Origin of the sequence: Neobacillus fumarioli NBRC 102428 (assembly GCF_001591485.1) — a bacterium.
GTDB classification, from domain to species: domain Bacteria; phylum Bacillota; class Bacilli; order Bacillales; family Cytobacillaceae; genus Neobacillus; species Neobacillus fumarioli.
Map to the genome: position 1 here is coordinate 1 of NZ_BCUZ01000024.1, position 26,053 is coordinate 26,053.

At 39.6% G+C, this 26,053-nt stretch carries 22 protein-coding genes, 1 pseudogene and 1 other annotated feature; of the genes and pseudogenes, 7 read left to right on the forward strand and 16 right to left on the reverse strand.

Going from position 1 to position 26,053, the window contains the following annotated elements; genetic code table 11:
• Positions 1-7: 7 nt before the first annotated feature.
• From BFU02S_RS06210 to proS, 6 genes are all read right to left on the reverse strand, one after another.
• Positions 8-556: a hypothetical protein gene (locus tag BFU02S_RS06210; protein ID WP_066368028.1), complete on the reverse strand. Its 549-nt coding sequence runs from the start codon at positions 554-556 to the stop codon at positions 8-10.
• 149 nt (positions 557-705) lie between these two features.
• The gene (locus BFU02S_RS06215) at positions 706-1,686 is read right to left on the reverse strand and encodes an ABC transporter permease (protein WP_066368029.1); all 981 of its coding nucleotides are present in this window, start codon (positions 1,684-1,686) and stop codon (positions 706-708) included.
• Positions 1,679-2,593 (reverse strand): ABC transporter ATP-binding protein, encoded by a 915-nt coding sequence (locus BFU02S_RS06220; protein WP_066368031.1) that lies wholly within the window; start codon positions 2,591-2,593, stop codon positions 1,679-1,681. Before BFU02S_RS06220 ends, BFU02S_RS06215 begins: the two co-directional genes overlap by 8 nt.
• A gap of 12 nt (positions 2,594-2,605) precedes the next feature.
• On the reverse strand, positions 2,606-3,382 hold the full coding sequence (locus BFU02S_RS06225) for an SGNH/GDSL hydrolase family protein (RefSeq protein WP_235841995.1): 777 nt from the start codon (positions 3,380-3,382) through the stop codon (positions 2,606-2,608).
• Between the two features lie 70 nt (positions 3,383-3,452).
• Positions 3,453-4,766 carry a VTT domain-containing protein gene (locus BFU02S_RS06230; RefSeq protein ID WP_066368036.1) on the reverse strand — a complete coding sequence of 438 codons (1,314 nt, stop codon included), beginning with the start codon at positions 4,764-4,766 and terminating at the stop codon, positions 3,453-3,455.
• Between the two features lie 254 nt (positions 4,767-5,020).
• Positions 5,021-6,451: a proline--tRNA ligase gene (proS, locus tag BFU02S_RS06235; protein WP_066368037.1), complete on the reverse strand. Its 1,431-nt coding sequence runs from the start codon at positions 6,449-6,451 to the stop codon at positions 5,021-5,023.
• Positions 6,452-6,509: 58 nt separating this feature from the next.
• Positions 6,510-6,724 (reverse strand) — a binding site (T-box leader).
• 135 nt (positions 6,725-6,859) lie between these two features.
• On the opposite strand from proS, the gene BFU02S_RS06240 reads away from it, so the two are divergent.
• The 3 genes from BFU02S_RS06240 to BFU02S_RS06250 are packed head-to-tail and all read left to right on the forward strand — an operon-like array spanning position 6,860 to position 8,524.
• Positions 6,860-7,579, forward strand: a complete 720-nt coding sequence (locus BFU02S_RS06240; protein WP_066368042.1) for a glycosyltransferase family 2 protein — start codon at positions 6,860-6,862, stop codon at positions 7,577-7,579.
• A 47-nt stretch (positions 7,580-7,626) separates the two neighbouring features.
• Positions 7,627-7,842 (forward strand): hypothetical protein, encoded by a 216-nt coding sequence (locus tag BFU02S_RS06245; protein ID WP_157075866.1) that lies wholly within the window; start codon positions 7,627-7,629, stop codon positions 7,840-7,842.
• Positions 7,832-8,524 carry a lysophospholipid acyltransferase family protein gene (locus tag BFU02S_RS06250; RefSeq protein ID WP_066368046.1) on the forward strand — a complete coding sequence of 231 codons (693 nt, stop codon included), beginning with the start codon at positions 7,832-7,834 and terminating at the stop codon, positions 8,522-8,524. Before BFU02S_RS06245 ends, BFU02S_RS06250 begins: the two co-directional genes overlap by 11 nt.
• 62 nt (positions 8,525-8,586) lie before the next feature.
• On the opposite strand, the gene BFU02S_RS06255 is transcribed toward BFU02S_RS06250, so the two are convergent.
• The 5 genes from BFU02S_RS06255 to BFU02S_RS06275 all read right to left on the reverse strand — a co-directional run bounded on the left by BFU02S_RS06255 (position 8,587) and on the right by BFU02S_RS06275 (position 13,539).
• Positions 8,587-9,882 carry a sensor histidine kinase gene (locus BFU02S_RS06255; RefSeq protein WP_066368049.1) on the reverse strand — a complete coding sequence of 432 codons (1,296 nt, stop codon included), beginning with the start codon at positions 9,880-9,882 and terminating at the stop codon, positions 8,587-8,589.
• Positions 9,883-9,891: 9 nt separating this feature from the next.
• The gene (locus BFU02S_RS06260) at positions 9,892-10,563 is read right to left on the reverse strand and encodes a response regulator transcription factor (protein WP_066368052.1); all 672 of its coding nucleotides are present in this window, start codon (positions 10,561-10,563) and stop codon (positions 9,892-9,894) included.
• 81 nt (positions 10,564-10,644) lie between these two features.
• The gene (locus BFU02S_RS06265) at positions 10,645-11,811 is read right to left on the reverse strand and encodes an ABC transporter permease (RefSeq protein WP_084361010.1); all 1,167 of its coding nucleotides are present in this window, start codon (positions 11,809-11,811) and stop codon (positions 10,645-10,647) included.
• Complete coding sequence (locus BFU02S_RS06270; protein WP_066368055.1) at positions 11,789-12,499, reverse strand: ABC transporter ATP-binding protein; 711 nt, start codon at positions 12,497-12,499, stop codon at positions 11,789-11,791. Before BFU02S_RS06270 ends, BFU02S_RS06265 begins: the two co-directional genes overlap by 23 nt.
• Complete coding sequence (locus BFU02S_RS06275) at positions 12,499-13,539, reverse strand: efflux RND transporter periplasmic adaptor subunit (RefSeq protein ID WP_235841996.1); 1,041 nt, start codon at positions 13,537-13,539, stop codon at positions 12,499-12,501. Before BFU02S_RS06275 ends, BFU02S_RS06270 begins: the two co-directional genes overlap by 1 nt.
• Before the next feature lie 205 nt (positions 13,540-13,744).
• Between BFU02S_RS06275 and BFU02S_RS06280 the strand changes: the two genes are divergently transcribed.
• Both BFU02S_RS06280 and BFU02S_RS06285 read left to right on the forward strand, forming a co-directional pair.
• A complete protein-coding gene (locus BFU02S_RS06280) occupies positions 13,745-14,206 on the forward strand; it encodes a MarR family winged helix-turn-helix transcriptional regulator (protein WP_066368057.1) in 462 nt (153 codons plus the stop codon).
• 3 nt (positions 14,207-14,209) lie between these two features.
• Positions 14,210-17,305 carry an MMPL family transporter gene (locus tag BFU02S_RS06285; RefSeq protein WP_066368060.1) on the forward strand — a complete coding sequence of 1,032 codons (3,096 nt, stop codon included), beginning with the start codon at positions 14,210-14,212 and terminating at the stop codon, positions 17,303-17,305.
• Between the two features lie 174 nt (positions 17,306-17,479).
• Here the strand turns inward: BFU02S_RS06285 and BFU02S_RS06290 are convergent, their stop codons facing one another.
• Positions 17,480-18,397: a S66 peptidase family protein gene (locus BFU02S_RS06290; protein ID WP_066368079.1), complete on the reverse strand. Its 918-nt coding sequence runs from the start codon at positions 18,395-18,397 to the stop codon at positions 17,480-17,482.
• A gap of 204 nt (positions 18,398-18,601) precedes the next feature.
• Between BFU02S_RS06290 and BFU02S_RS06295 the strand changes: the two genes are divergently transcribed.
• Positions 18,602-20,023, forward strand: a complete 1,422-nt coding sequence (locus BFU02S_RS06295) for a TerD family protein (RefSeq protein WP_066368063.1) — start codon at positions 18,602-18,604, stop codon at positions 20,021-20,023.
• A gap of 45 nt (positions 20,024-20,068) precedes the next feature.
• Here the strand turns inward: BFU02S_RS06295 and selB are convergent, their stop codons facing one another.
• Positions 20,069-21,952 (reverse strand): selenocysteine-specific translation elongation factor, encoded by a 1,884-nt coding sequence (gene selB / locus BFU02S_RS06300; RefSeq protein WP_084361011.1) that lies wholly within the window; start codon positions 21,950-21,952, stop codon positions 20,069-20,071.
• A gap of 270 nt (positions 21,953-22,222) precedes the next feature.
• Between selB and BFU02S_RS06305 the strand changes: the two genes are divergently transcribed.
• Positions 22,223-23,527 carry an Nramp family divalent metal transporter gene (locus tag BFU02S_RS06305; protein ID WP_066368065.1) on the forward strand — a complete coding sequence of 435 codons (1,305 nt, stop codon included), beginning with the start codon at positions 22,223-22,225 and terminating at the stop codon, positions 23,525-23,527.
• 62 nt (positions 23,528-23,589) lie between these two features.
• On the opposite strand, the pseudogene BFU02S_RS17640 reads toward BFU02S_RS06305, so the two are convergent.
• The 3 genes and pseudogenes from BFU02S_RS17640 to kimA form a co-directional block, all read right to left on the reverse strand.
• Positions 23,590-23,802, reverse strand: a pseudogene (locus BFU02S_RS17640) (IS3 family transposase); the annotation flags it as partial.
• Positions 23,747-23,953 (reverse strand): helix-turn-helix domain-containing protein, encoded by a 207-nt coding sequence (locus tag BFU02S_RS17255; protein WP_369690648.1) that lies wholly within the window; start codon positions 23,951-23,953, stop codon positions 23,747-23,749. The pseudogene BFU02S_RS17640 and the gene BFU02S_RS17255, both read right to left, overlap by 56 nt.
• A 106-nt stretch (positions 23,954-24,059) precedes the next feature.
• On the reverse strand, positions 24,060-25,967 hold the full coding sequence (gene kimA / locus BFU02S_RS06315; protein WP_066368067.1) for a potassium transporter KimA: 1,908 nt from the start codon (positions 25,965-25,967) through the stop codon (positions 24,060-24,062).
• Positions 25,968-26,053: the final 86 nt, after the last annotated feature.

Consider the following 26,053-nt stretch of genomic DNA (forward strand, 5'->3'; position numbering starts at 1 on the left):
TTTTTTTTTACTTAGATAACATAGCTTTCATTTTTTCATTATGCTGTTTATATTGGCTTAATAACTGATTAAGCAGGGTTTGAGCCCGTTTTTGATCCTTTTTCTCTACTGCCAATTTTACATCATGGTATGTCTTCCAGTAACCCATTCCTTTTTCGCTCTTAAGCTTTGTCAAAAATTCTTCTTTACTAATTTTCCCTTCTTTAAATTGTTTGTGTAGTTCTTTGAAATTTTTCATTTTTTCACTTTTCCACTGTTCACGTTTTTTGGCATTTTCTGGGCTCATCCATTGTTTGTTTAGATTTTTCCTTTCGGCAAGTGCCTTTGTCCACTCAACCTTCTTTTCCGGAGTATATTGGCTGACCCACGAAAGCAGTTGCTGCTCCCGCTCTTGAATCTTTGCCTCCCAATCTTTATGTGAATGAGGTTTATGGCTCTCATCAGTACAGCAATGGTTGTGATGATGATGGCCGTGTGCAATCGTTCCTTGTGCGCTTGCCAAACCAGGGATGGATAATAGTAAACCCATTGAAATAAATAAAGTTTTCAACTTCATCTTATTCACCTTCCTATTAACTATTAGTTGTCAGTTTATACCATTATTAATGGCACGACTTTATCATGCCCAAATGATGTAAAAATATGAAATGATACGGAAATATTTTTACAGCAAAAGGCCATTCCCGCATTGGGAACAGCCTGCTATTAATACACATCTTTTTTGGTAAATACAAAAAACGAAACAAACAGGGCAGCAGCCCACCAAAATAATAAAACTGTAATCGAAAACGACAAAGTCATTCCTTGAATCGGCGGCGGATTTCCTGCAAGGTAGTCTGTTAACTGTAAATTAACCATAAACAAATATTTTGCTGAATTCCATGAAGAAACCATATTGTTTAAAATAGCACCCGAAATAAGCGCAGCAAGCATGATCCCCATTCCCGCTGCCGTACTTCGAATTAATACAGACAGCATGAACGATAATGTACCTACTACAACAGCAACAAACCAAACAAGACCGAAATCCATCAATAAAAATTCCCATAGGCTTAATAATTTAACATTTGCCGTATTTAAACCGGCCTTTGTCACATTAAATCCCGTTAAAATAGGAGCTCCCCAGCCTTTAAATCCAAAAACAAATCCGGAGATCCCATAAGACAAAGCTCCTGCTATTGCTATAATCAATGATACGGCTAGAATCAAGGTAATATATTTACTTAAGAGAATCTTCCACCGTTTTACTGGCCGCGTCAGTAATAGTTTTACGGTACCAAGGCTATACTCAGAGGACACAAGGTCACTGGCAATTACCATGACCATTAACGGAATAAATAACCCGATGGAATTCTCCAAAAACACTCTAACGAATGTCGGAGCACCTGGTGCATTAGGATTTATATTATGGTCGAGATAATATTGCTCCTGTTTGACCATAATTTGCAGTTCCCTTCTCCATTCATCCGACATCCCCGTACTGCTTAGGCGGTTGGTCGTGTCGACAATCTGTTTCTGCAAAATGGTACGCCAGTCCTTTGTTCCAAGCTTTTCTTGTTGTGTTTGTACTTGCCTATATTGTGCATAGGTAAATAAGGCCACTAGGACGCCAATAATGATCGCAATTACCACTAGGCGTTTCTTGGCAATTAACTTCAACATTTCATTTTGAATTAGTTTACTCACGACTTTCCCCTCCTGTAAGCTCGAGGAACAAGTCTTCTAGTACTGGCATTTTCCGGCTCATTTCACAAACCGAAACACCTGCATCAACCAACTTTTTATTCCATTCCGCTATTTTCTGTTCATCAAAAACTGTCAAGATGGTGCCATCATCAATTTCTTCAATCTTGGTCAATGACCGTAAAATATGTTTGCCCTTTTCTAAGGGAGTCATGCGCCATGCCATTTTTTCACGATTTTCAAGAAGTTGCTGAACACTGTCAATTCGAATGATGGTCCCATTTAAAAGAATCGCAACTCGGTCGCATAAAAGCTGGATTTCACTTAACAAATGGCTTGAAACAAGTACACTTAAACCTTCTTGTTCGGCGAGAAATCGGATGAATTGCCTCATTTCACGGATTCCCGCCGGATCCAAACCGTTTGTTGGTTCGTCAAGTATGAGTATTTTGGGCTTCCCCAGAAGTGCTTGAGCAATACCTAGACGCTGTCTCATTCCAAGTGAGTATGTTTTAACCTTATCATGAATTCGGTCCGTCAATCCAACGAGTTCCGCCACTTCCATAATACGCTTTTCCCTTACTCCATCGAGCATACGTGTAAAATGCAGAAGATTATTGTATCCTGAAAGATATGGGTATAATTCCGGATTTTCTACAATACATCCAAGGTTTTTCATAGCCTCTTCAAAATGCTCATCAATATGAAGTCCGCAGATTTGTATGCTTCCAGAAGTCGGTTTTATCAGGCCGACAAGCATACGGATTGTTGTCGTCTTACCTGCACCGTTCGGTCCTAGAAATCCAAATACTTCTCCTTCCTGCAGTTCAAAGGTTAACCCTTTAATAATCTCTTTTTTACCAATTTTCTTTTTTAGATCTTTTACAGCTAATGTCACTTTCTTTTCCATGCAATAATCTCCTTACCAAGTAAGCAATGATGCTACCCGCTCCGCAATTAACCGATATCCTTTTGTATTCGGATGAAATTTATCAGAATAAAGATAGTCATTTACCTTTAACTCAAATAAATCAAATGTCGGAACAAACACAACTTTATTAAACGAAGCACTAACTTCCGCACTGTCATAATTCCAATGTCTTATCACTTTTGCCATCTCTTTTCCTTGAGCGAGATCCATGAACGGATTATATAAACCAATAAAAAACACATTGGCTGTTTGGTTGTTTTTACGAATTTGTTGAAGAATAAATTTCAAATTATCGAGATAGTGTTTCTCAATAACGTTTATTTGTTTTGTTTGATAGTCCTGCAAGCCTTGGCCGCCGCGGAACAAGTCATTGCCCCCGATGGTCAGCAATATACAATCCGCCATTTGCAGCTGTCTTCCAACTTCAATTTGCTGCACCTGCTGTCGCAGCTGGCTGGAGGTTTGTCCGTTGATTCCCAAGTTGATCAACAAGACAGGACGCTTTGTTTTTTTCTTTACTTCATCAACAATATCACCTACATAGCCTTTTCCTGTTTCATCCCCAGTACCTCTCGTCAATGAATCTCCCAGTGCCACAATCCTCAGCTCCTTCTTGGATTTTGGAGCTTCTGGTACCTTTGTCACCTTAGGAATCTTATCCGGTTTGTTGGCGTAATAAGCTTTGAATGTAACTCCTAACCCAATGATCCAAACAAGGCAAAAAAGGGCTCCAATGGCCGTAATCAAACGGATGAACTTTTTATTCAAAAAAACCATCCTCTCAAACTTCTTTCATTATGATATAAGAAAAGGAATCCTTGCCGGATTCCTCTACAGGTTATGATACCCGTGTTTTCTTTTTACTATCAATCGTAATTAGGATCCGAATAATTTCCATCAATAAAGTAGAAATCCCAAGCCAAACACCCCCAAAAACATAACCAGCTGCGATTTGGCTTGGAGCTTGGACATTAAAATAAATGCGGCTAACCCCCATAAATAAAAGAATGATCACCCAGCTGGTAATGACAAAGGAATGTAGCCGAATCGATTGACTATGCCGCAGCATAATATAAAAGCAATAGCCATAAATCACAAAAGCCATCAGCGACTGCTCGCTTGGAAATCCGGAAGGGAAATGCTCCAATAAATTTGGCTCATTTGGGACAAGCCGATGAAAAATGCTTCTTAGGGCTTCTTCATACAGATTTCCCCCAAGAACCGTCATGAATAGAAACACAATTTCCAATTTATTCTTGTTACCTTTCCAGACAATCCATAAAAGGGTATAAACTATAACACCTATTAGCATAAATCTTGTTCCAAGCTTTAAAAAGATGAACAGCAACCAAGATAACTGATGGTGAAAGAGATCACTGACTAAAATTTTAGCTACCTCATCCAGATCGTCCACATCATTAGCAAGGTATTGCTGAATGAAACCGATCATTAAAATAATAAACCCTACTGTCATAACAGAAATCACTGCTAAAAATAATTCTGCTCTCCGCCGCGTGTGAAAGATTGTTAATATTTTCTTCCCCAAGACTACCGTTGTGTTAGCGATTTGCGCTCGATATTTCTTCACAATAAATACCGCTAAAATGACAGCAGCCAAAATAATACTGCCAATCACTAAATATTTTTTAATTAAATCATGGAATGCCTGCCATTTAGGGCCAAGCAATTTCCCCAAACCGATAAACGTAGAAACCCAGATCACAGACCCTAGGAAGGAATAACTGGCATAAATTCTAAATGGTAGCCTTGTAATCCCTGAAAAATACCCCGTCAGGTGCCTGACACCAGGAATAAATAAGGCAACGATTAACAGCTTGTTTCCATATTTCTTAAACCATAATGAGGTGGAATTTAAGCGCTCTGGTCCAAGATGAAACTTTCTACCATATTTTTCAAAAAACGGCATGCCTAACTTATTGCCAATGGCATAAGCAAAAATCATCCCTACTGTACAACCTGCAGCAGCTGAGGCAATACAGCCTATCCAGTTTAGCTTGCCTTGAAATGATAAAAAGCCGGCATATCCCATCAGTGCTTCGATTGGGATCGGCACTGCCATAATCCCCAATATTAATGAGAGAAATAGAACGATATATCCGTAATCATTCATGAAGGAAATAATATGATGCAATTGATGTGAACTCCTCTCCAGAGGCTTACTTAACGGCCGTTTTCTATATTTTTCATCCTCATAGAAATTCTATCCATCTATTTAGCAAAATCAAGATGCCTTTCTTATATGGTACTATTTCTATAACCGTTTGCACAATTAAAAGGGTTTTGAAAGAAAGGAATTTTTAAGGGGTACAATCTTGAGTTTCAGAGGGCTTATGGCATACGGATCATAAAAAGAGGCTTTTCTTTTCGGAAAAGCCTCTTTCATTCTTAATATGCTTTTGCCCAGTAAACCATGTGCTTTGCTTCTTTACCGCAGCAAACACATTGATCTGACAGGTGTTCTTGCTCAAATGGGATACATCTTGATGTTGCTGTTGTTTCTTCTTTGATTTTTTCTTCACAGGCCAGGTCACCGCACCACATGGCTTTAATAAATCCCGGTTTTGTTTCTAATGTTTCTTTTAATTCAGGTAATGTTAAGGCAACCGAAGTTCTTTCTTCACGGTGTTTTAATGCTTTGTTATATAAATTAGCCTGTATTTCATCTAACAATTCAGGTAGTTTCACTTCTAATTCAGCAATTGGAACAACCACTTTTTCCAGTGTATCGCGTCTTACTAATACTACCTGTTTGTTTTCAATATCCTTTGGTCCGATTTCGAGGCGGACAGGAATCCCTTTCATTTCATATTCATTGAATTTCCAGCCAGGCTTTTTATCGCTGGCATCAATGTCAACGCGGGCAATTCTTGAAAGGGTATTTTTCAGATTATAGGCGAAGTCGAGAACGCCTTCTTTATGCTGTGCTATTGGCACAATCATGACTTGAATTGGAGCTGCTTTTGGCGGAATGACGAGGCCGCGGTCATCCCCATGTACCATAATCAACGCACCGATAATTCTTGTCGTAAAGCCCCATGATGTTTGATGTACATATTGAAGCTTACCTTCCTGGTCAGTGTACTGAATACCGAAGGCTTCCGCAAAACCAGTGCCAAAGTGGTGGGAAGTACCTGACTGCAGCGCTTTTCCATCGTGCATCAAGCTTTCAATCGTAAACGTTGCTTTTGCTCCTGCGAATTTTTCCTTTTCAGTCTTTTGTCCTTTTACAACCGGAATAGCAAGGATTTCTTCACAAATAGAAGCATAAACATTCAACATTTTAATGGTTTCTTCCATTGCTTCCTCATCCGTTGCATGGGCCGTATGGCCTTCTTGCCATAAGAATTCTAATGTTCTTAAAAACGGACGGGTTGTTTTTTCCCAACGGACGACATTTGCCCATTGATTATATAACTTTGGCAGGTCCCTGTAGGAATGGATAATATTTTTATAATGTTCACAGAAAAGAACCTCTGAAGTTGGACGAACGACCAATCTTTCGGTCAACTCTTCCGAACCACCTTGTGTTACCCAGGCAACTTCCGGAGCAAAGCCTTCAACATGGTCTTTTTCTTTTTGTAAGAGGCTTTCCGGGATGAACAACGGCATATACACATTTTCATGCCCTGTTTCTTTAATGCGGCGGTCGAGTTCATTTTTTATATTATCCCATAAAGCAAAGCCGTACGGACGAATAATCATGGAGCCACGAACACTTGAATAATCAATTAAATCTGCTTTTGTGACAACATCTGTATACCATTGGGCGAAGTCCTCGTCCATGGCAGTAACGTCTTTTACAAATTCCTTAGCCATATTGACACCTCATTGTTTTTTATAAAATTACGCCTATATAAAAAGGCCCTGATCCTCAAAAAGGGACCAAGGCCTGGCGGTACCACCCTACTTTATAAAGCTAGTGCTTTATACTCTTTACATGATAACGGATTTGATCCGCATGTATCTTCAAATGATCCGATACTGAACTCAGGAGGCAGGTTCAAATGAACGTCTTAAGAAACCTCCCACCATTGGTTCCCTCTCTTTGTAAGACCGCTTCATTATACTAATCCCCGTCATTGTTTCAATTTGTTTTTTTGATGTAAATTATATAGTTCTTGTCCGGAAAAGTCAAATATTAGTGCCAAAAAACCATTCCCAAAGATACAATTTTTATAGCGTCATATTTTATTCAGAAAGTCACTTTTCATCAGCAGACAAGAATTGGCAGATATTTTTCAAGAATTAAATTGCTTGGATGGATGTACAGTTTTACATCATGAAGTGAATCGGGGAAAAGGCAGAGCCTTAAAAACCGCTTTTCAATATGTTTTGCAATATCATCATGACTTAGATGGAGTGATCACAGCTGATGCGGACGGCCAGCATTCGATTCCAGATGTGCTCAATATCGCCTGGAAGCTTGTGAATACTAATAAAGAGATTATTTTGGGGGTCAGAGATTTCAGTCAGGAGAACGTTCCGGTTCGTAGCCTGATCGGTAACCGGATCACTAGTTTTCTTTTTCAATTGTTTTACGGCGGCAAGTTAGAAGATACACAAACAGGATTGCGTGGAATTCCCCTGAAAATTCTGCCGCAGTTGATTCATTTAAAAGGAGAACGATACGAATACGAAATCAATATGATAATCTTTGCTAAGAAACGGAACATCAAGCTTAGTAAAATTTCGATCAGAACAATATATTTGAATAATAATGCCGAATCTCATTATAGTTCCATTATCGACTCCATCCGTGTTTTTATGAAACTCATCTCAGGTCTTGCCAAATACTCAGAGGCGACATTGATTTCGGGAATTATTGATATTATAAGCTTTTTTATATTGACCAGTTTAATATTGAGGAATTTCCCATTAGGAATCCGTATTTTCTTTGGCACACTTGGAGCTCGAGTTTTATCATCTTCCTGTATTTTTACATGAATCGCAGCCTCGTATTCACTAGCCCAAATAATGTGAAGAAAGCATTGATGAAGTATTATATTTTATTTTTCGCTCTGATCAGTGCCTCTTACCTTTTAGTTCTCTCCGCCAATTTGTTTCTAAACGTGAATGTCATCCTTGCAAAAATTTGTATTGATGCCCCCCTGGGAATATTGAGCTATCAAATTCAGCTCCATTGGGTGTTTAAAAATGACAGCCCTGATATCGGCAAGCAGATAGCAGGTGATCACCATGAACTCTAATTTTTATGGCCGATTCTTCAGATTAGGGCAACAAATTGTTAGGAAGGTTTATCCAAAATATAAGGTAATCTTGCCACAAACAATTGACGGTCCTGCAGTCTATATAACTCATCACCAAAACTTGTTTGGACCGTTTATAACCTTGTTGTGGTTCCCTAAATCACTACATGCATGGATTCTCCATGTGTTTCTAGACCGGCATACTTGCTATCGCCTATATGTTGATTATACATTTACAAAAAGATTTGGCTGGAACCGGACGCTTTCGAAAATTTGCGCCTTTCTCGTTTCCTTTTTGATTGCCAAACTTTTAAATTCGGGAAAAGGAATACCCGTATACAGAGGATCTAGAAAAATTTTAAAAACTTTTCATCTCAGTGTAAAAGCCCTGAAAAATGGTGAAAGTATCGTTATTTTTCCGGATATTGATTACAGTGATTCAACTGCAAATGTGAAAGAGATGTACGAAGGATTTCTTTCCCTGGATCGATATTATTATCGAGAAACTGGAGAGCATGTTTGTTTTATTCCTTTATATGTAAGCAAAAAGAAACGGCTTTTAATCGCTAATAGAAAAATCTATTTTCGTGAAGGTGAAGATGTTCAAACGGAACGAAAGACTGTACTACAAAACATCCATGCCAATCTAAATGAGCTCGCGGAAAAATGTGGAGATCTTTAATCAAAACGTAAGTTGGGTATAAGAAGGAATGATAAACCTTTTTGGATTTACCATTCCACACTTTAGCTTTTTTGCATTCTTGGAAAAATGATTTCGATATTAGTCCCTTCTCCAAGGGTACTTTCCACTTTCGTTTTCCCATGATGTTTTTCAATAATCCATTTTGCGATGGACAGGCCAAGTCCTGTTCCTTCTGTAGATGTACGCGCCTTATCACTTTGAAAAAAGCGGTCAAAAATTTTAGGGATATCCTGTTCAGCTATCCCGATTCCATTATCTTTTATCTTTAGAAAAATGGAGGAATGGGTCTGATGACAGGAAAGCAAAATTTTGCCGCCTTCATTTGTATATTTCATCGCATTATCAAGCAATATCACAATAAGCTGATGAATTCTTTCTTGATCGGCATAAAATTTTACCGGCTCAGGCGCATCCAACTCCAATGTTTTCCCTTGGTATGTCACAATAACTTCATAATGCTGGATAATTTTCTTTAATAATTCATCCAGTTGGAAAGTCTGTTTTTTCATTTCAATTTGATCTGAATCCGACCGAGCTAGTATTAATAAATTGGTAACTAGCTTTGATAACCTTCTGGATTCAGCGGAAATTGCGGAAATATCCATTATTTTTTCCTGAATGGTGGCATTTGGCGCCCTGAAAAGCAAATCAGTCTTCGCTTGGATGACAGCCAGTGGTGTTCTTAACTCATGCGATGCATCAGAAACGAACTGCTGCTGCTTTTGCCATGAATTTTTGATTGGCACCAATGCCCTGCCTGCCAGGAAAAATCCTGCCGCAACTGCACAGACTATTCCTAACAAACAACCAACTACCATAATGAGTAATAATCTGTTTAATAATTCATTTTCAGAATTTGTATTTCGAAGGATTTGAACAACTAACTTTCCAACTCCGGGAATTTCTATTTTAAAAGCATAATAGCGAAATGAAAAATTCTCAACCGTTACATCTTGAAGCGCATCGAATTTTTGTGGCCAAAATTGTTTCTCGTTATCACTAAAGATCTGTGGATTGCGATTTGACTGTCCCAACAGCTGATGATTCTCATCCCATAATAAGATCATGATTCTCGGATCACGCCTCATAAATCTAGGATCAAAAACATCCCCTGATTCGGTTTTTGCATTGCCTTTTGTCTGGCTGTCCCCATCCGGCCCGGTTTGGTCTTGTTCTGGATTCTCAATATGATGAACAGAATCGAGGATCGATTTGTTCACATCGCGATAGAGCTGATGAGCCGTATATCCATAGATAATGCAGCCAAGAACACTGATAATAATAATAAAAACAAGTGAATTTAAAAAGGTAAGCTTTACATGAGTCTGGCGAAACATCCGGGTCTCCTACTCTTCGTTCAGCATATAACCCACACCGCGAATTGTTTTAATATCGGTATGGTATCCAAACGGTTCCAGTTTCTTGCGTAAATGATGCATGAAAACTTCGACGATCGCAATCGTTGTATCGGAATCAAATCCCCACACACGATCATAGATTTGTTCCTTTGTTAAAATTACGCCTTTATTTTGAATTAAGTATTCTAATAACTCATATTGCTTAGAAGTCAGTTTGACGGGTTTTCCATCTACCATTATATCCCGTTCTTTTCCAATCAGCTCAATTCCGCGATACTGGATTGTCTGATTAGTTGTTAAGCTTCCGCTCCTGCGTAAAAGAGCGCGGATTCTTGCTTTCAACTCAGCCGCTTGAAACGGTTTCACTAAATAATCATCGCCGCCTGAATCCAATCCTTTTACACGGTCTTCTAAAGAATCTTTGGCTGTTAGGAATAAGACAGGTGTCTTTAAGCCTTCATGGCGAATGGTTTTTAATACTTCAAAACCATCGATTTCTGGTATCATCACATCCAATACAATGGCATCATGTATATTTTGCCTTGCTAAGAACAACGCATCTTCCCCATTTTCTGCCTCGTCAACCTCAAACTCATCTGACAAGAGCTCGGTAATGGATTCAAGTAACGTCCGATTGTCCTCGACAACTAATAACCTCATATCATCACCCCTTTTTAACGCTTATATTTTTCATTATATATGAAACAAAGCGGCCGCTAAAGCGATCGCTTTGTTCCATGTTTATTCGTACCTTAATGCTTGAATCGGGTTTAATTTCGAAGCTTTATTTGCAGGGAATACTCCGAAAACTACCCCGACGGCCAATGAGAACAAAAATGCCATAAACATAATGGACGATGAATACGATAATGTCATGTTAAAGGCTGAGGATAAAATTTTTCCAAGGCATAAGCCAAATATAATACCGATGATTCCGCCCATTGAGCTTAAAACGGTCGATTCAATTAAGAATTGTAGCAGGACATCCCTCCGCTTGGCACCGATTGCTTTCCTAATTCCGATTTCTTTCGTCCGTTCAGAAACAGATACCAGCATGATATTCATGATGCCTATTCCGCCGACAAGCAAGGAAATACCAGCGATGCCACCAAGCATCAACGTCATGGACTCGGTAACCGAACTCATCGTGTCCATCAAATCCTTTTGATTGCTGACGGTGTAAGAATCGGTGTTATTTGGAAACATAGAGGCGAGTTTCGCTTCTACTTCAGCTTGAACAAAATCCATTTGATTTTCGTTTTTACCTTGAAGGTATACTTGGTTGATGTCCGTCTGCTTTAACAGCCGTTCCCCAGTGCTTAACGGCACAATGACTACATCGTCACCGCTTGAACCAAGGGAACTTCCTTTCGAAGCCAATACCCCGACTACCTTAAAAGAAGTGCCGTTTACTAGAATATTCTGTCCGACAGGATCATTCCCACTAAATAATGTAGCGGCTGTATCCGAGCCAAGGACGGCAATTTTCTGTCTATATTCAATATCAAGATCTGTTATAAACCGCCCTTCACTGACATTGACATTACGGACGGATGAATAATCAGGAGTTGTGGCCAATACGGATTGTTGAGAAGAGGTACGATCCTCCTTCACCGTTACACGGCCGGAAACAACCGGAGCCACTGCCTTTACACCGTTTAATTTCGACAATTGATCAATTTTATCTTGCGTCAATGCCAGATCTGTTCCAAAAGTATTAACTGTCAAAAGATTGGTTCCTAATTGATTGATTTGATTGGTGACATTTGTAGTTGAACCCTGAGCCATAGATACAAGAACGATCACAGAAGAAACACCAATAATAATTCCAAGCATGGTGAGGCATGAGCGTAGCTTATTGCTTTTAATACTGCGAAACGCCATTTTAATGCATTGCAAAATGCCCAAGCAGCTCACCCCCATTTTCCTGCAGCTGTCCATCCTGAATGCTTACCATTCTCCTAGCCTGCTTGGCAATCGTTAAATCATGAGTGATTAAAATTATTGTATTCCCTATTTCATTCAATTCCTGCATAATTTCCATAATTTCTTTACTTGTCCGGCTGTCAAGTGCTCCTGTCGGTTCATCCGCAAGCAAAATCGACGGGTTGGCGGCAAGTGCTCTGGCAATTGCAACCCGCTGCTGCTGTCCTCCGGATAGCTGTGTGGGAAGATGAGCAGCACGATCTGCCAAGCCCACCTTCTTCAATGATTCCATTGCTGTTTCTCTCCGGATTTTGGCAGAAACACCGGCATATAACAACGGAAGTTCTACATTTTCCAAAGCGGTCAATTTTGTTAATAGATTAAAGTTTTGGAAAATAAAACCGATTTTTTGATTACGGATCGAAGCAAGCTGATTATCATTCATTTTCCCGATATTCTTGCCTTCAAGCAAATATTCACCTGAATCAGGGCGGTCAAGACAGCCGAGCATGTTCATTAAGGTAGATTTACCGGATCCGGATGGACCGATAATCGCCAAAAATTCACCTTTTTTGATTTCAAGAGAAACATTATTTAAAGCATGGACGGTTTCTCCGCCAATCTTATACGTTTTCATCAGGTTCTTGATTTGAATGATTGGTGTACTCATTAGTTACCACTCCTTCCGCCTGAAGAACCGCCAACTGCCTTATTTCCACCTCCATTGCCGCCACTGCGGAATTGGCGGCCCATTCCGCCCATGCCCATTCCGCCAAAGCCAAAGCCGCCTTGCGAAAATTTAGCGTTCGCATTGTTGTTGTTAATGACAAGATTAGGTAACCGAACAACTTGACCTGGTGTTAAACCTTGTGTGATTTCAACATAATCTGTATTTGCCAAGCCTGTTTTCACAATGACACGGGAACCCGACCAGCGGCTGTCCTGATTACTTTGATTATTTCCTTGATGATCTTTACTGCTTTGATTTTGATCAGCAAGAATGACAAACTTTTCACCATTTTTCGAATGAACTGCATCTACCGGTACAAACACGGCATTATCTTTGCTAGCGGTTAAAATATTGGCTTGGTCAGTCATACCAACTTTTAAACCTGTTGGGTTGTTAATATGAATCGTGACATTAAAAGTTGATACTCCATTTGTAGAAGTACCTTCATTGGCAATGTCTGTTACAGTACCAGTAAAGGTTTGATCAGGTAAAGCATTGACTGTAATGGTGGTGGATTGTCCCACTTTGATCTTTGGAATATCCAATTCATCGATTGCTGCAACTGTTTCTAAATCATTATAGTTTGTGAGGTGGGCAACTGCCTGGCCAATTTGCACCCTTTCCCCTGCCTGGACATTTACCGCTGTAATCACCCCATCCGAAGGCGCAGTAATTGGATCACTGCCATCGGTAAAGGTGATGAGGACATCGCCCTTTTTCACAGATTGACCAGCGGAAACGAGCACTTGATCAATTTGATTATTATTTATTGACGATTTAATATCTTCACTAGTAACAGGCTGAATCGTTCCAGAACCACTGACTCGGACTTCAAATTTCCCTTGCCGGACAAGCGCGGTTCGGGCTTGTGTCATTACTTGCTGGGCATTGGTGGTTTTTGAACCAACCCACTGATAGCCGGCAAACCCAACAATTACGATGACAATCACTGCAATAAGCCACTTCATCCAATTCTTCATATGCACTTTCTCCTTTGATTCGCAGGTTCATTAAAGATTATACAAGCCCATTATTAAGCCAATTCCTTAACTTTTCCTTAAAAACTCTTTTAGTTTCGATTCCTGCTATCGTCTTTCGTTGACACTCTTTTTCATTTCATATATAGTTTAACACATGAATAGTTAATGAGTTTAACTAATTTAAGGTTTGTAGGTGATGATCTGAATGAATAAAGAAACGATCCAAGAATTAATTGACCGTTATGTCACGACTTCTTTTCGCGTTCATAAAAAAGCAGAAGCGCTCGTTAAAGGACAGATCGGAAACGAGTTAACAAATGATCAACATTACATATTAAGGTACATTTTCCACTCAGGAAGGTGCACCTCAACAGAATTAGCAGATGTTTTCGAAGTAAATAAAAGTGCGATAACAGCTATTATTAATCGTATGGTAGACAAAGGACTTATCGAAAGAACCCGCGACATGGCAGACCGACGAGTTATTTATTTAACGATGACTGCGTCTGGGAAAGAACTCTTTCTTGAAGTCCAGAAAAAAATCCATCTTCTGGTAGAATCTATTATTACTCAATTTGAAGAAACCGAAATAACAGTTTTTATAAATACATATGAAAAACTGGCTCAAATACTGGACGATAAGAAAAAAGAAGAATTGGGGGAATAGAGTATGAAAGGCATCGTAAAAGGAAAATGGTGGATTCTTGCAGCTTGGATTATGTTGCTCACTTATTTTTTTATTACGGCCCCGAAAATGGAGAATCTTGTGCGGGAAAAAGGTCAAATTAGTGTACCACAAGGTTATTCCTCCACACTCGCCAATAAACTTCTTCAAGATGTACAGTCAAATGAGAAGAAAGGGAATGAATTACAAACCGTGCTTGTTTTCCATAGTGATAAAAAATTAACAACCTCTGACTATGAAAACGCCAAAAAAGCAGTTAAAGAGCTTGAAAATAACAAGCAAAAACTAGGGATCACAGAACTCATCAGTCATTTTCAACAAGCTGATTTAAAGAATCAGCTTGTTTCCAAGGATGGCAAGACGATCTTAGTTTCCTTGAAAGTAACAGCAAATGGCAGGGAAAATAAAGAAATCTTGAGTGACTTATATAAAACTATTGATCATGTAAAACTTAATCATTATTACACTGGCAGCTGGGTGATTGGTGAAGATCTTGTCTCAAATTCACAAGAAGGCTTGAAAAAAACAGAAGGAATTACGATTGTTTTCATACTTGTAGTACTATTACTTGTATTTCGTTCGGCCGTTGCTCCTTTCATTCCATTAATAACAGTTGGATTCAGCTACCTGGCTTCCCAATCGATTGTAGCTATTTTAGTAGATAAGGTGAATTTTCCGTTATCTACCTTTACTCAGACTTTCTTAGTGGCAGTTCTGTTTGGTATTGGTACAGATTATTGCATTTTACTATTGAGCCGCTTTAAAGAAGAATTGTTTGAAACAGATGATGTGACAGAAGCGATTATTGCAACTTACCGCACTGCGGGAAAAACGGTAATATTCAGCGGAATTGCGGTCCTGATCGGCTTTGCCTCCATTGGTCTTTCTACATTCCAGCTTTATAAATCGGCATCTGCTGTTGCCATCGGAGTTGCCTTTTTGTTACTAGCGCTTCTTAGCATTGTCCCATTTTTCATGGCAGTCCTCGGGAAAAAGCTGTTTTGGCCTGCCAAAGGAAACCTGGAACACGGTGAAAGTAAAATCTGGGGAGTGTTTGGGAAGTTTTCATTAACACGGCCGCTCATTGCTTTTTTAATAGTTGCCGTGATGACTGTGCCTTTCATATTCACCTATAAAGGACAGTTATCATTTAACTCCTTGGAAGAGATCAGTGATAAGTATGCATCCATTAAAGGATTTACTATTATTTCAAAATCATTTAGTCCCGGTGAATCCATGCCGACACAAATTGTGATAAAAAATGATGATAAGATGGATACATCGGATTATATGACCATTACGGAAAAAATCACTCAGGAACTTAAGAAAATCAATAACGTGCAAACCGTCCGCTCTGTTACCCAGCCAACAGGAGCCGTCATTAATGACTTCTATATTTCCAAGCAAGCGGCAAATGTTGGTGACGGGCTTGATCAAGGAAATAACGGAATCCAAAAAATCTCAAGCGGGTTAGATGAAATGCACAATAAATTGGCTGACAGCGAGCCCCAATTACAAAATTCCACAAACGGGATTAATAAATTAATTACCGGGACAAATCAAGTGAAAACGGGCATTGGTACCATACAAACTAATCTTACCAAAATTAAAGATGGATTAACACAAGGAACAATGGGTGCTCACAAAGCTCAGCAAGGTCTGGAACAAATAAAAACACAATCTGAAAAGCTTCTAGCTGGGAGCAAGCAATTGCTTGACGGCTATACACAAGCCGGCTCAGGGATTAACGATCTTTTGAGTTATTATAATCAGGTTGCCGACGGGATCGATTCTCTAAACAAAAGCTTACTGAATCTTAATCCGAATTTTAGCACTCTAGAAAAAGAATATAAGGGAATTGCTCAAAACCAAAACTATCAAACGATTAAAATGACCGTTATCGGCGCACAAAATGGGACGGCAACACTATCGAACAGCCTAAAGCAGCTAAATACCAAACTGGGAGGAGTAAAAGAGGGACTTAACACGGCGAATCATCAGTTTGATGCATTAATTTCCGGACAGGAAGCACTAGTAAAGGGAATGGATGAGCTTGTTAGTGGTCTATCCAAACTGGAAACAGGGCTAAAGTCTTTAGAAAATGGCCAAGGGCAAATAATTGAAAATATGCCAAAGCTGTCAGATGGCTTAAGCTCTGTAAACAATGGCCAGCGACAGCTGCTTAATGGGTTTCAAAATTTAGGCGGACAAATCAGTCAACTTACCGATGGTTTGTCGCAAAGTTCTGAAGGGCTAAATAAAGTTTCCGATGGTTTACATTCTGCTCAGAACTATTTGGCAGATGTATCCAAGCAGAAGCATGATGGTTTTTATATTCCGCAAAACGTCATTGACGGCCAAGACTTTCAAAAGTCATTAGATGCCTATATGTCTAAAGATCGAAAAGTGATGACAATCGATGTTGTGTTTAATAAAAATCCATATTCGAATGCAGCCATCCACAGCATCCCTGAGATAAAAGATACAGTCAAACGAACAGTTAAAGGCACAAAGCTTGAGAATGCACAAATTGCGGTTGGCGGCGTATCTAGTATGAATCATGACTTAGATCAGATTTCCAAAGATGACTATTCAAGGACGGTTATCTTAATGCTTGCCGGTATTAGCATTATTCTCATTATTTTGCTTCGGTCATTTGTTATGCCGCTTTATTTGATTGGTTCCTTAATTCTAACCTACTATACAGCGATGTCTATTACAGAAAAGATTTTTGTAAATTGGCAAGGATATTCAGGAATTAGCTGGGCGGTACCATTTTTTGCGTTTGTCATGTTAATCGCCCTAGGTATTGATTACAGTATTTTCTTAATGGACCGTTTTAATGAATATCAGCACTTGCCCGTACAACAGGCGATTCTTCAATCAATGAAAAAAATGGGAACCGTCATTATTTCGGCAGCTATCATCCTTGGCGGAACATTTGCAGCGATGATGCCATCCGGAGTTTTATCATTACTGGAAATCGCTACGATTCTATTGATCGGCCTAGCCCTGTATGCCTTTATCATTTTGCCATTATTGATTCCCGTTATGGTTAAAACATTTGGGAAAGCTAACTGATGGCCGTTTAGCAAAAACCAACCCATTTAAAAGCACACTGGCATCCAGTGTGCTTTTTTTAGTTACTGTTCACCTTCGATCTCTATAGGATCATAGGCAGCTCCTTTTTTGCGTTTTCTATCCTTATAAAGGACAAGGACAGTTTTTAGCAATTCATATCTTAAATTCAGCCATTTATAAAATGCCGCTTTCAACTGTTATTCTTTTTTCAAAAGTATTCAATTCTGCCTGTACACCTAATGGGATGGCTATATGTGGATTGCAGTGGCCGATTTGGAAGCCTTTTAACGCCGGTTTGCCGGCAAGTGCCGTATAATGGCTAATGACTTCTTCAAGAGTGAGTGAGGGATTCCGTTTTGGTTCGCAGCCGCAAAAGTCGCCGATTAAAATCCCATTCGCAGCTTCCAGCTTTCCTGCCATATAGAGTTGATTCAACATTCTATCCACCGTGCGCGGTTCTTCGTGAATATCTTCAATAAACAAAATCTTATCTTTTGTATCAATTTCAAATTTGGTTCCCAGTGTGCTGACCAATAGAGTGAGATTTCCGCCAACAAGTTCGCCCACAGCCGTTCCTTCTTCCAGCACTTCTAATGGAGAAATCTGTTCTGAATAAGTAATTTCCCATGGTTGAAACAACTGTCTAAACCCTACTTTTGATAATGGATGGATATCCTTTTTACCCACATCTGAACCCAGCATCGGGCCATGGAACGTCACGAGTCCGGTTTGCTGGCGGATCGCCGTATGTAAAAACGTAATATCACTATAGCCCCAGAAAATCTTCGGATTCTTTCTAATGATTTCATAATTAATCTGAGCGGCAATTCTGCCGGTCCCATAGCCGCCGCAGGCACAAAAGATTCCTTTCACTTCATGATCTAAAAACATTTCATGCAAATCTTCTAATCTCTCTTCATCTTTACCTGCTAAATAGCCATTTATCTTTCCGATATTTTTACCTATTTTCACTTTTAAGCCCAAATTGGTTAAAAATCGAATTCCGTATTCCAGATTTTCCTGATTCGGCGGACCGGCTGGAGCAATGACACCTACTGTCCCCCCTTTTGGCAGACGGTTTGGTTTTACTATTTTCAATTTAATTCCTCCTCAACTTGTAATCAATGTGAATAATATAAAAGGTGAAACTTACTTCACTATTTACATATGAAACTTTTTTCTGCGTCATACGTATATTTGATGACAATCAACTCAATCTATTACCTTAGGATTTTTTACCTTATTTCAAGAAAGTATAAACGATCTATTAAGAAGATCGATAAGGGAGTGTAGGAATTGGGAGTAATACTTAGTAAAGGGCAGAAGGTGGACTTAACCAAATCACATCCCGGGCTGCAAAATGTAGTCGTAGGTTTAGGATGGAATATCAGTAATCTTGGTTCCAATTTCGATTTGGATGCTTCTGCCTTTTTATTAGGCAAATCGGGTAAAGTCTTAAGCGACAAGGATTTTGTATTCTACAATAATCCATCTGGCGCGGGCGGTTCAATCATTTACAGCGGAGATAACCGAATTGGTTCAGGGATTCAGGATTGTGAACAAATTAGAGTTGATTTAAATCGGGTGCCAGCACATATTCACCAAATCGCCTTTACAATTACGATTCATGATGCACAAACGAAGCGGCAAAATTTTGGACAAATCTCTGATGCTTATGTACGAATCTTTAATGAACAAACAAACGAAGAATTGCTACGCTTTAATTTAGGTCGTGATTTCACGATAGAAACTGCCATCGTGGCTGCTGAAATTTACCGCCATAATGGAGAATGGAAATTTAATGCTATTGGCAGTGGTTTTCAAGGGGGGCTTGCAGCACTTTGCGGAAATTTCGGTGTAATCGTTGATAATCCGCCATCTAGTGCTCCAGTATCTTACCAGCAGGCACCCATTCAACTAAATCAAAATAGCTCCTCTTTTCAGCAAAATACAAACGCATTTAGAACTTATAAGACCAGCCATGGCGACCATTACAGCCAGAGCCAACCTTCCTACCAGCAGCCGTCCTACGGCTATCCGGTCCAGTCAACTCCTTCTACATATAGCGGCCGAAGCACTTATGAAGGGGATGATATGATTTGTCCGCGCTGTCATTCTTCAAATGTCCGCACTGGGAAGAAGGGCTTTGGTTTAGGAAAGGCGGCAGTTGGCGGCTTAATTCTTGGTCCTGTTGGATTACTGGGTGGTTTTATCGGGTCTAATCAACTTACATTTATATGTAATAGCTGCGGCAATAAATGGTCTCTTTCTCAGACAGATTTTGCAGAATGGGCCAATAATCAAAAACGGCGGGCACAGGAATTATTTAGCCGGTTTAAAAGCCAGGATGTTCTTGATGCAGTCGTAGCTGCATGTGCTTTAGTCTCCATGGCTGATGGTCATCTTGATGCTTCAGAACGGCAAAAAATGATGGAATTTGTCAACCAAAGCGAGGAATTGCGGGTTTTTGATACGAATAAAGTCATTCAAAAATTCAATTACTTTGTTTCCATAATTGAAAATGACCGAAGGATGGGTAGGGCTGAGGCATTTCGTGCTCTTGGTAGAATCCGGACAAAACCAGAAATTGCCCGTCTCGTTGCCCGTTATTGCATTGCCATCGGTTATGCAGACGGGAATTTTGACCCAAATGAACAACAAATGGTAGCCGATATTTGCCGTGAGCTTGGCTTAAATCCGGCAGAATTCTTAGCTTAAAAAAATAACAGCCTCATTTACCTGATTAGGCAGAGGCTGTTTCTTTTATTGTTTCCATACACGTTTATTTTCCACTCGTTTTGTAAGACCTAATGCATCCAATTTTTCTAAAAATGGGATCATGTATTTGCGGGATAGGTTTAGGACCTTTTTCGCCTCGCTCACTTCAAATTCTCGTCCTGTTTGCTGCTGAAGTTTGTGGACGGCTTCTTTAAAAACTTCTCCATAATAGGCATACTGCTCATCTAGAACTACAATTAGCTCCTGATTCTCAAGAAATCTTTTTAAGTCTCCTTCAAGATCAGCTGGAATGCCTGCCAATGAAAAATAATCTTTTAAAATTCGGACCTTCAGCCCGTCATATTTCAAACTTGCCAGCAAATTCTCCGCACGTTTTGCCCAACTTTGCGGAACATGGGGAATAAAATCTGTCAAGGATACAAATTGTTCTTTCCGCTTAAAGAGCCCGTTCTTAATGCTGTTTTCAATCACAAAATCAACCAGTGAATCTGGGAATCTTTCTTCCATTTCCTGAAGAAGTACTGCTTTATTGATTCCCATTTTCATTGAATTTTGCAAATGAAATTCCTTTAACCTGTCATATAGATCCTCCTCTATGGAACGAATGATAGACTTTAGTGTGTATTTCTTGCCATTATATAAAACAAAATTTGGATTTAGTAATTGGACCGATATTATTTCTTCTTTCAATCCAGTTCGTTTTATTAATTCCGGAAGTGTCAGGCTTTTGGCTTCCGCTAATACCGCTGTTAAGCGTTCTTCAGGTGATCCTTCTTTTTTCTTTTCAAGTTCCTCAATTGTCTTCCCGCCAAATCTGTATTTGTTCCCTCTTGGGTCTATAACCCAGCCTCCGCCGATTGTTTCAGCCGGGCTTGGTCTTCGTAAAATAAACCGATCCCCGCGTTTTGTCAAAATTTCTTTTTCCAATCTAAGCTGACAAAGTATTTCACCGTCTTCTCCGTTCACTTCATTACGATCAAAGAATACGATCCTCCCCATAACCTCTGAGGTTCCAAGATGTAGCTTAATAGGCATCCGCTGTTTGATTTGAGAATTTAAGTCTGCTACTATTCGTATGGATACATCGATGATTTTCGTCACAATAAACTGTTCTGAGGAAACAAGCACATCTCCGCGGTTGATGCTTTCTTTATCAACACCAGAAAGATTAATCGCGGCCCGTTGACCGGCAAAAGCTTTTTGCTTTTTTTGATGATGCACCTGAATCTGTCGGGCGCGAACATCCAATCCTTTTGGCATAATTTTCAACATCTGTCCCTCTTCTATCGTGCCTTCATATATAGTCCCCCGTACCACCGTACCCTGACCTTTCACTGTAAATACTTGGTCGATCGGCAGGCGGAAAGCTCCTTTCGTATCGCGCATTTCTAGATTTTTTAAATGCGTAATAATTTGTTCTTTTAATTCTTCAATTCCTTTATTGGACAAGCTGTCAACGAGAACAAATGGAGCATCTTCAAAAACAGTCTCTTTGAGAGTAGCTAAAATATCTTCCTTTACAAGCTCAATCAAATCCTTATCCACACGGTCTATTTTGGTAATGGCGATTATGCCCTTTTTCAAACCTAAAAATTTTAAGATATCCAGATGCTCTTTCGTCTGAGGCATAACTCCTTCATCAGCGGCAACGACGAGAATCACCAAATCGATGCCTGCAACACCGGCAATCATTTGCCTTATAAACCGTTCATGTCCGGGAACATCGATAACGGATATTTGTATTTCATCATCTTCATATAGCATCGCAAATCCAAGCTCAATCGAAATTTGCCGTTCTCTTTCTTCCTTTAAGCGATCTGTATCAACATTGGTTAAAGCTTTAGTTAGCGATGTCTTTCCATGATCTATATGCCCGGCCATACCAATTGTATAAAATCTTTTCTTCAAAGTTTGCCACCTTCTTTGACGGTCTTCCCCTCTAATGTAGCTTTAATAGCCAGCCTGTTCAAGATGAAACTGAGGGATATTCAAACTTTACCAATCCTCTACGTTTCAAATATTTAAAACAAGACAGCTCCATAATTATTTAGACTAAATGGTTCACAATTTTTCCAAACTATAATATAATAAAACTATAAATTTTGCACTAAGGAAACTTTTATTCGTTAGTCAACAATCATTGTATAAGAGAAACAAGCTTAGAAAGGATGGTCAATAATGGGCCACACAAATCCACTAGCTATTGAAAAAGCTCAAGTAACAGAAAATCGAACTGTTACGGCCGCCAGAGATGCCTTGAGTGGAAAAGTAAAAGGCTTCCGTGCTTTACTGCCATTCCTTGGACCGGCATTTATCGCGTCTATTGCCTATATAGATCCAGGAAATTTTGCCACTAATATTCAAAGCGGCGCCAGCTTCGGCTACAAAATGCTTTGGGTGATTATTTTAGCCAACCTGATGGCAATGCTCTTGCAGAATATGTCCGCAAAGCTGGGAATTGCGACTGGAAAAAGCCTCCCGGAAATCTGCCGGGAACATATGCCGAAATGGCTGACTTACGCCATGTGGGTCGTTTCGGAACTCGCGGCTATGGCAACGGACTTAGCGGAATTTCTCGGAGCAACACTTGCATTAAACTTACTTTGTGGTATTCCGATGCTTGTTGCCACCATTATTACAGGTATCGTAACCTATCTCATATTAATGCTTGAGAAATACGGCTTCCGTCCGTTGGAAAAGTTTATTGCAGCATTTGCTGTGCTTGTCGGCTTATGCTATCTAGTGGAAACCATCATTTCCAAGCCTGACATGGCCCTGGTTGCCTATCACAGTGTAGTTCCATGGCTTGGCAATAATGATAGCATTATGCTGGCCGTAGGCGTTATTGGCGCAACCGTGATGCCGCATGCCATTTATCTGCATTCCAGCCTGACACAGAACCGTATTGTACCGAGAAATGATACGGAAAAAATCAAGATTCAAAAATACAGCACCAAGGAAATTTTCATTGCCATGACACTTGCCGGTTTCGTAAACTTGGCAATGATGTATATGGCAGCATCCGTATTTCATACATCTGGAAAGAGTGACATTGCGGATCTTACAACTGCCTACCATACATTGACTCCATTGCTTGGATCAGCCGCAGCTGGTGTATTCCTGATCTCGCTCCTTGCTTCCGGCATATCCAGCTCAGTTGTTGGAACCATGGCCGGGCAGGTCATCATGCAAGGGTTTGTAGGATTTTCAATTCCGGTTTGGATTCGGCGAATTGTTACAATGATGCCAACGGTTATCATAGTAGCTTGTGGCGTGGATCCAACAAAAACTCTGATCATCAGCCAAGTTATACTCAGTATCGTCCTTCCATTCCCAATACTAGCGCTGATTTACTTTACACAAAAGAAAGAATTGATGGGCATACTGACAAATAAACGGATTACGACCATACTCTCATCCCTATGTGCTATTTTAATCCTCGGTTTAAATATTTGGCTTGTTATTCAGACATTTACCGGATAGAAAAAAAGAGCTGCCAGGTATGAAGTGACCCCTGTCAAGTGGACAGTAATAAAATAACCCATTTAAACAACCTGAGCCCTATATTGATATGGGCTTAGGTTGTTTAATTTCTTTTGGAACCGTTGATGATTATAGAAACGAATATACTTATTCACAGCGTCTTTAACCTCCTCAGCTGTTTTAAATGAATAAAGATAAAAGCATTCCGTTTTAAAGTGGCTAAAGAAGTTTTCCATGCATGCATTGTCCCAACAGTTTCCCTTTCTGGACATACTCCTCTAGCCCCTTAATACCCTCTGCCTCAAAGTGTTTAACCCAGCGTCGCACAACTGAATGGTCAATACCAAATTCCTTAGCGACTGTTTTAAAACCCATACCCTCTTTTAGGTATAGATTAACTGCCTTCTTCTTAAAATGTAACATCATATGTCTCTCTAATTTTCCCCATAAAAAATTCCCGTATAGTAGACAGATTAGTATGCTTTCTTTTTTCTGTCTACTATACGGGGATCATATCAGTATGGTAGCTCTTTTATTTTTTCAAATGATATGGAACAGAGGTAATTACAACGTCCTTATGCCGGAAGAACCATATCCGCAGTTGCAAGGCTGTCTGGTTATGCAGTAAATTTTGCCAGCCCCTTTTTGGAATGAATTGCGGAATAATTAAATGAATATGTCCTTGTTTTCCCTTTTTTTCTTCCACTACTTTTATAAAACGGCTTAGTGGATCAATAACGGACCGGTATTTGCTTTTAAGGACGACTAGCCGGCATGGATAACCCCATTCCTCCCATTTATGTTCCATCTTACGAATCGATTCATCATCAAACCCAACATATACTGCAATTGGGTTGCCCCCTAAGCTTTTAGCGAAAGAGAGTGTATTATTAACAACGCGATGTATTCCAGACACGAGAACAATCGTTGTCACTTCCCTTATTTCAGGAAATTCTTCAGATAAATTAATGCGAAGTTCGCGGGCCACATCATCATAGTGGCGGCGAATTGTAATTGATAAAAAGATGATAACCGGCAGTACGACTAATACAATCCAAGCTCCTCCGGTAAACTTTGTAACAGCAAAAATAATCGCAACAATGGCAGTAATAACAGCTCCCGTAATGTTAATGGCTAATTTAACCTGCCACTTTGGACCTTTTACATTGAACCAGCGACGGGTCAAACCAATCTGTGCCACCGTAAAAGAAAGGAACACTCCGATTGCATAAAGCGGAATCAACGCATTTGTATGTGCGTGAAACGCCAAAATTAAGATACTCGCAAAAGCAGCAAGGGCGATAATACCATTTGAATATCCGAGGCGGTCACCGCGATTAGTTAAAACCCGTGGCAAATACCCATCAGCCGCTACAATTGCTGCCAGCTGAGAAAATCCTGTAAATGTTGAATTTGCGGCTAAAATTAATACGATAAACGTAAACCAAATAATGATTTGATATAGAATGCTATGGCCAAAATACAAACTGGCCAGCTGGGACAACATTGTATTATTAGGAGATGGTGAAATTCCCTTCACATATAAGAGGTAAGCAAACCCCATAAGTGTAATCGATGTAATAACTCCTAATGCAATGTATGCCTTTATGGCGTTTTTTTGATGCGGTTCTCTAAAAACTGGTACAGCATTTGAAATTGTTTCTATTCCGGTTAATGCTGAACAAGCCGAACTGAACGCCTTTAAAACAAGTAATGTGCTAATTCCTTTAGGAATTGTTCCAAATGGCGGTGTAGCTTGCTGGACAAATCCATGTCTGAACCCGTCATAAAGACCGCTTATAATTACAATCATCATACATACTGCGAATCCAATTGTCGGCCACGCAAAGATTTTTGCTGATTCCGCAACTCCTCTTAGATTTACAACTAATAACAAAAAGACACATATGATCGATAAAATTGTTTCGTAAGGGGCAACAACGGGATATGCAGAAGAAACTGCCTCAATACCTGCTGATACTGAAACCGCAACTGTCAAAATATAGTCTATAAGCAGGGAACTGGAAGCAACGAGTGAAACCCACCTTGCTCGAAAGTTATCTTTGGCAATCGCATAGGCTCCGCCTCCATTTGGATAGGCTAAAATCCCCATAATATAGGATAAAATTAAAATTACTAAAAGAACAATGGTTGAAATTGTGATTGGGATTATATACCATTTAGCATCAGAGCCAAGATGAGCTAATTCGGTAATCCCCGCCTCCGGACCATAGGCTACCGATGAATAAAGGTCAGCTGATAGGATTGGTAAGGCAATAAACCAAAGCAGCTTCGTATGGTGAGACCGAAGTTCTGCTGTCCGCATCGGCCTGCCAATTAATAACCGTTTTACAAGCCCAAAATTACTAATGGAAATCAAAATAAGGAAAATGGCAAAAACAAATAAAATTACTCCAATCCAATGTCCTGGATGATTCATGCTAATCTGTCTCTCCTATCTTCTATACATGTCGAATAATGAAAAAAAGAACTCCAAGTGATTTACTTAGTGTTCTCAATAAACAA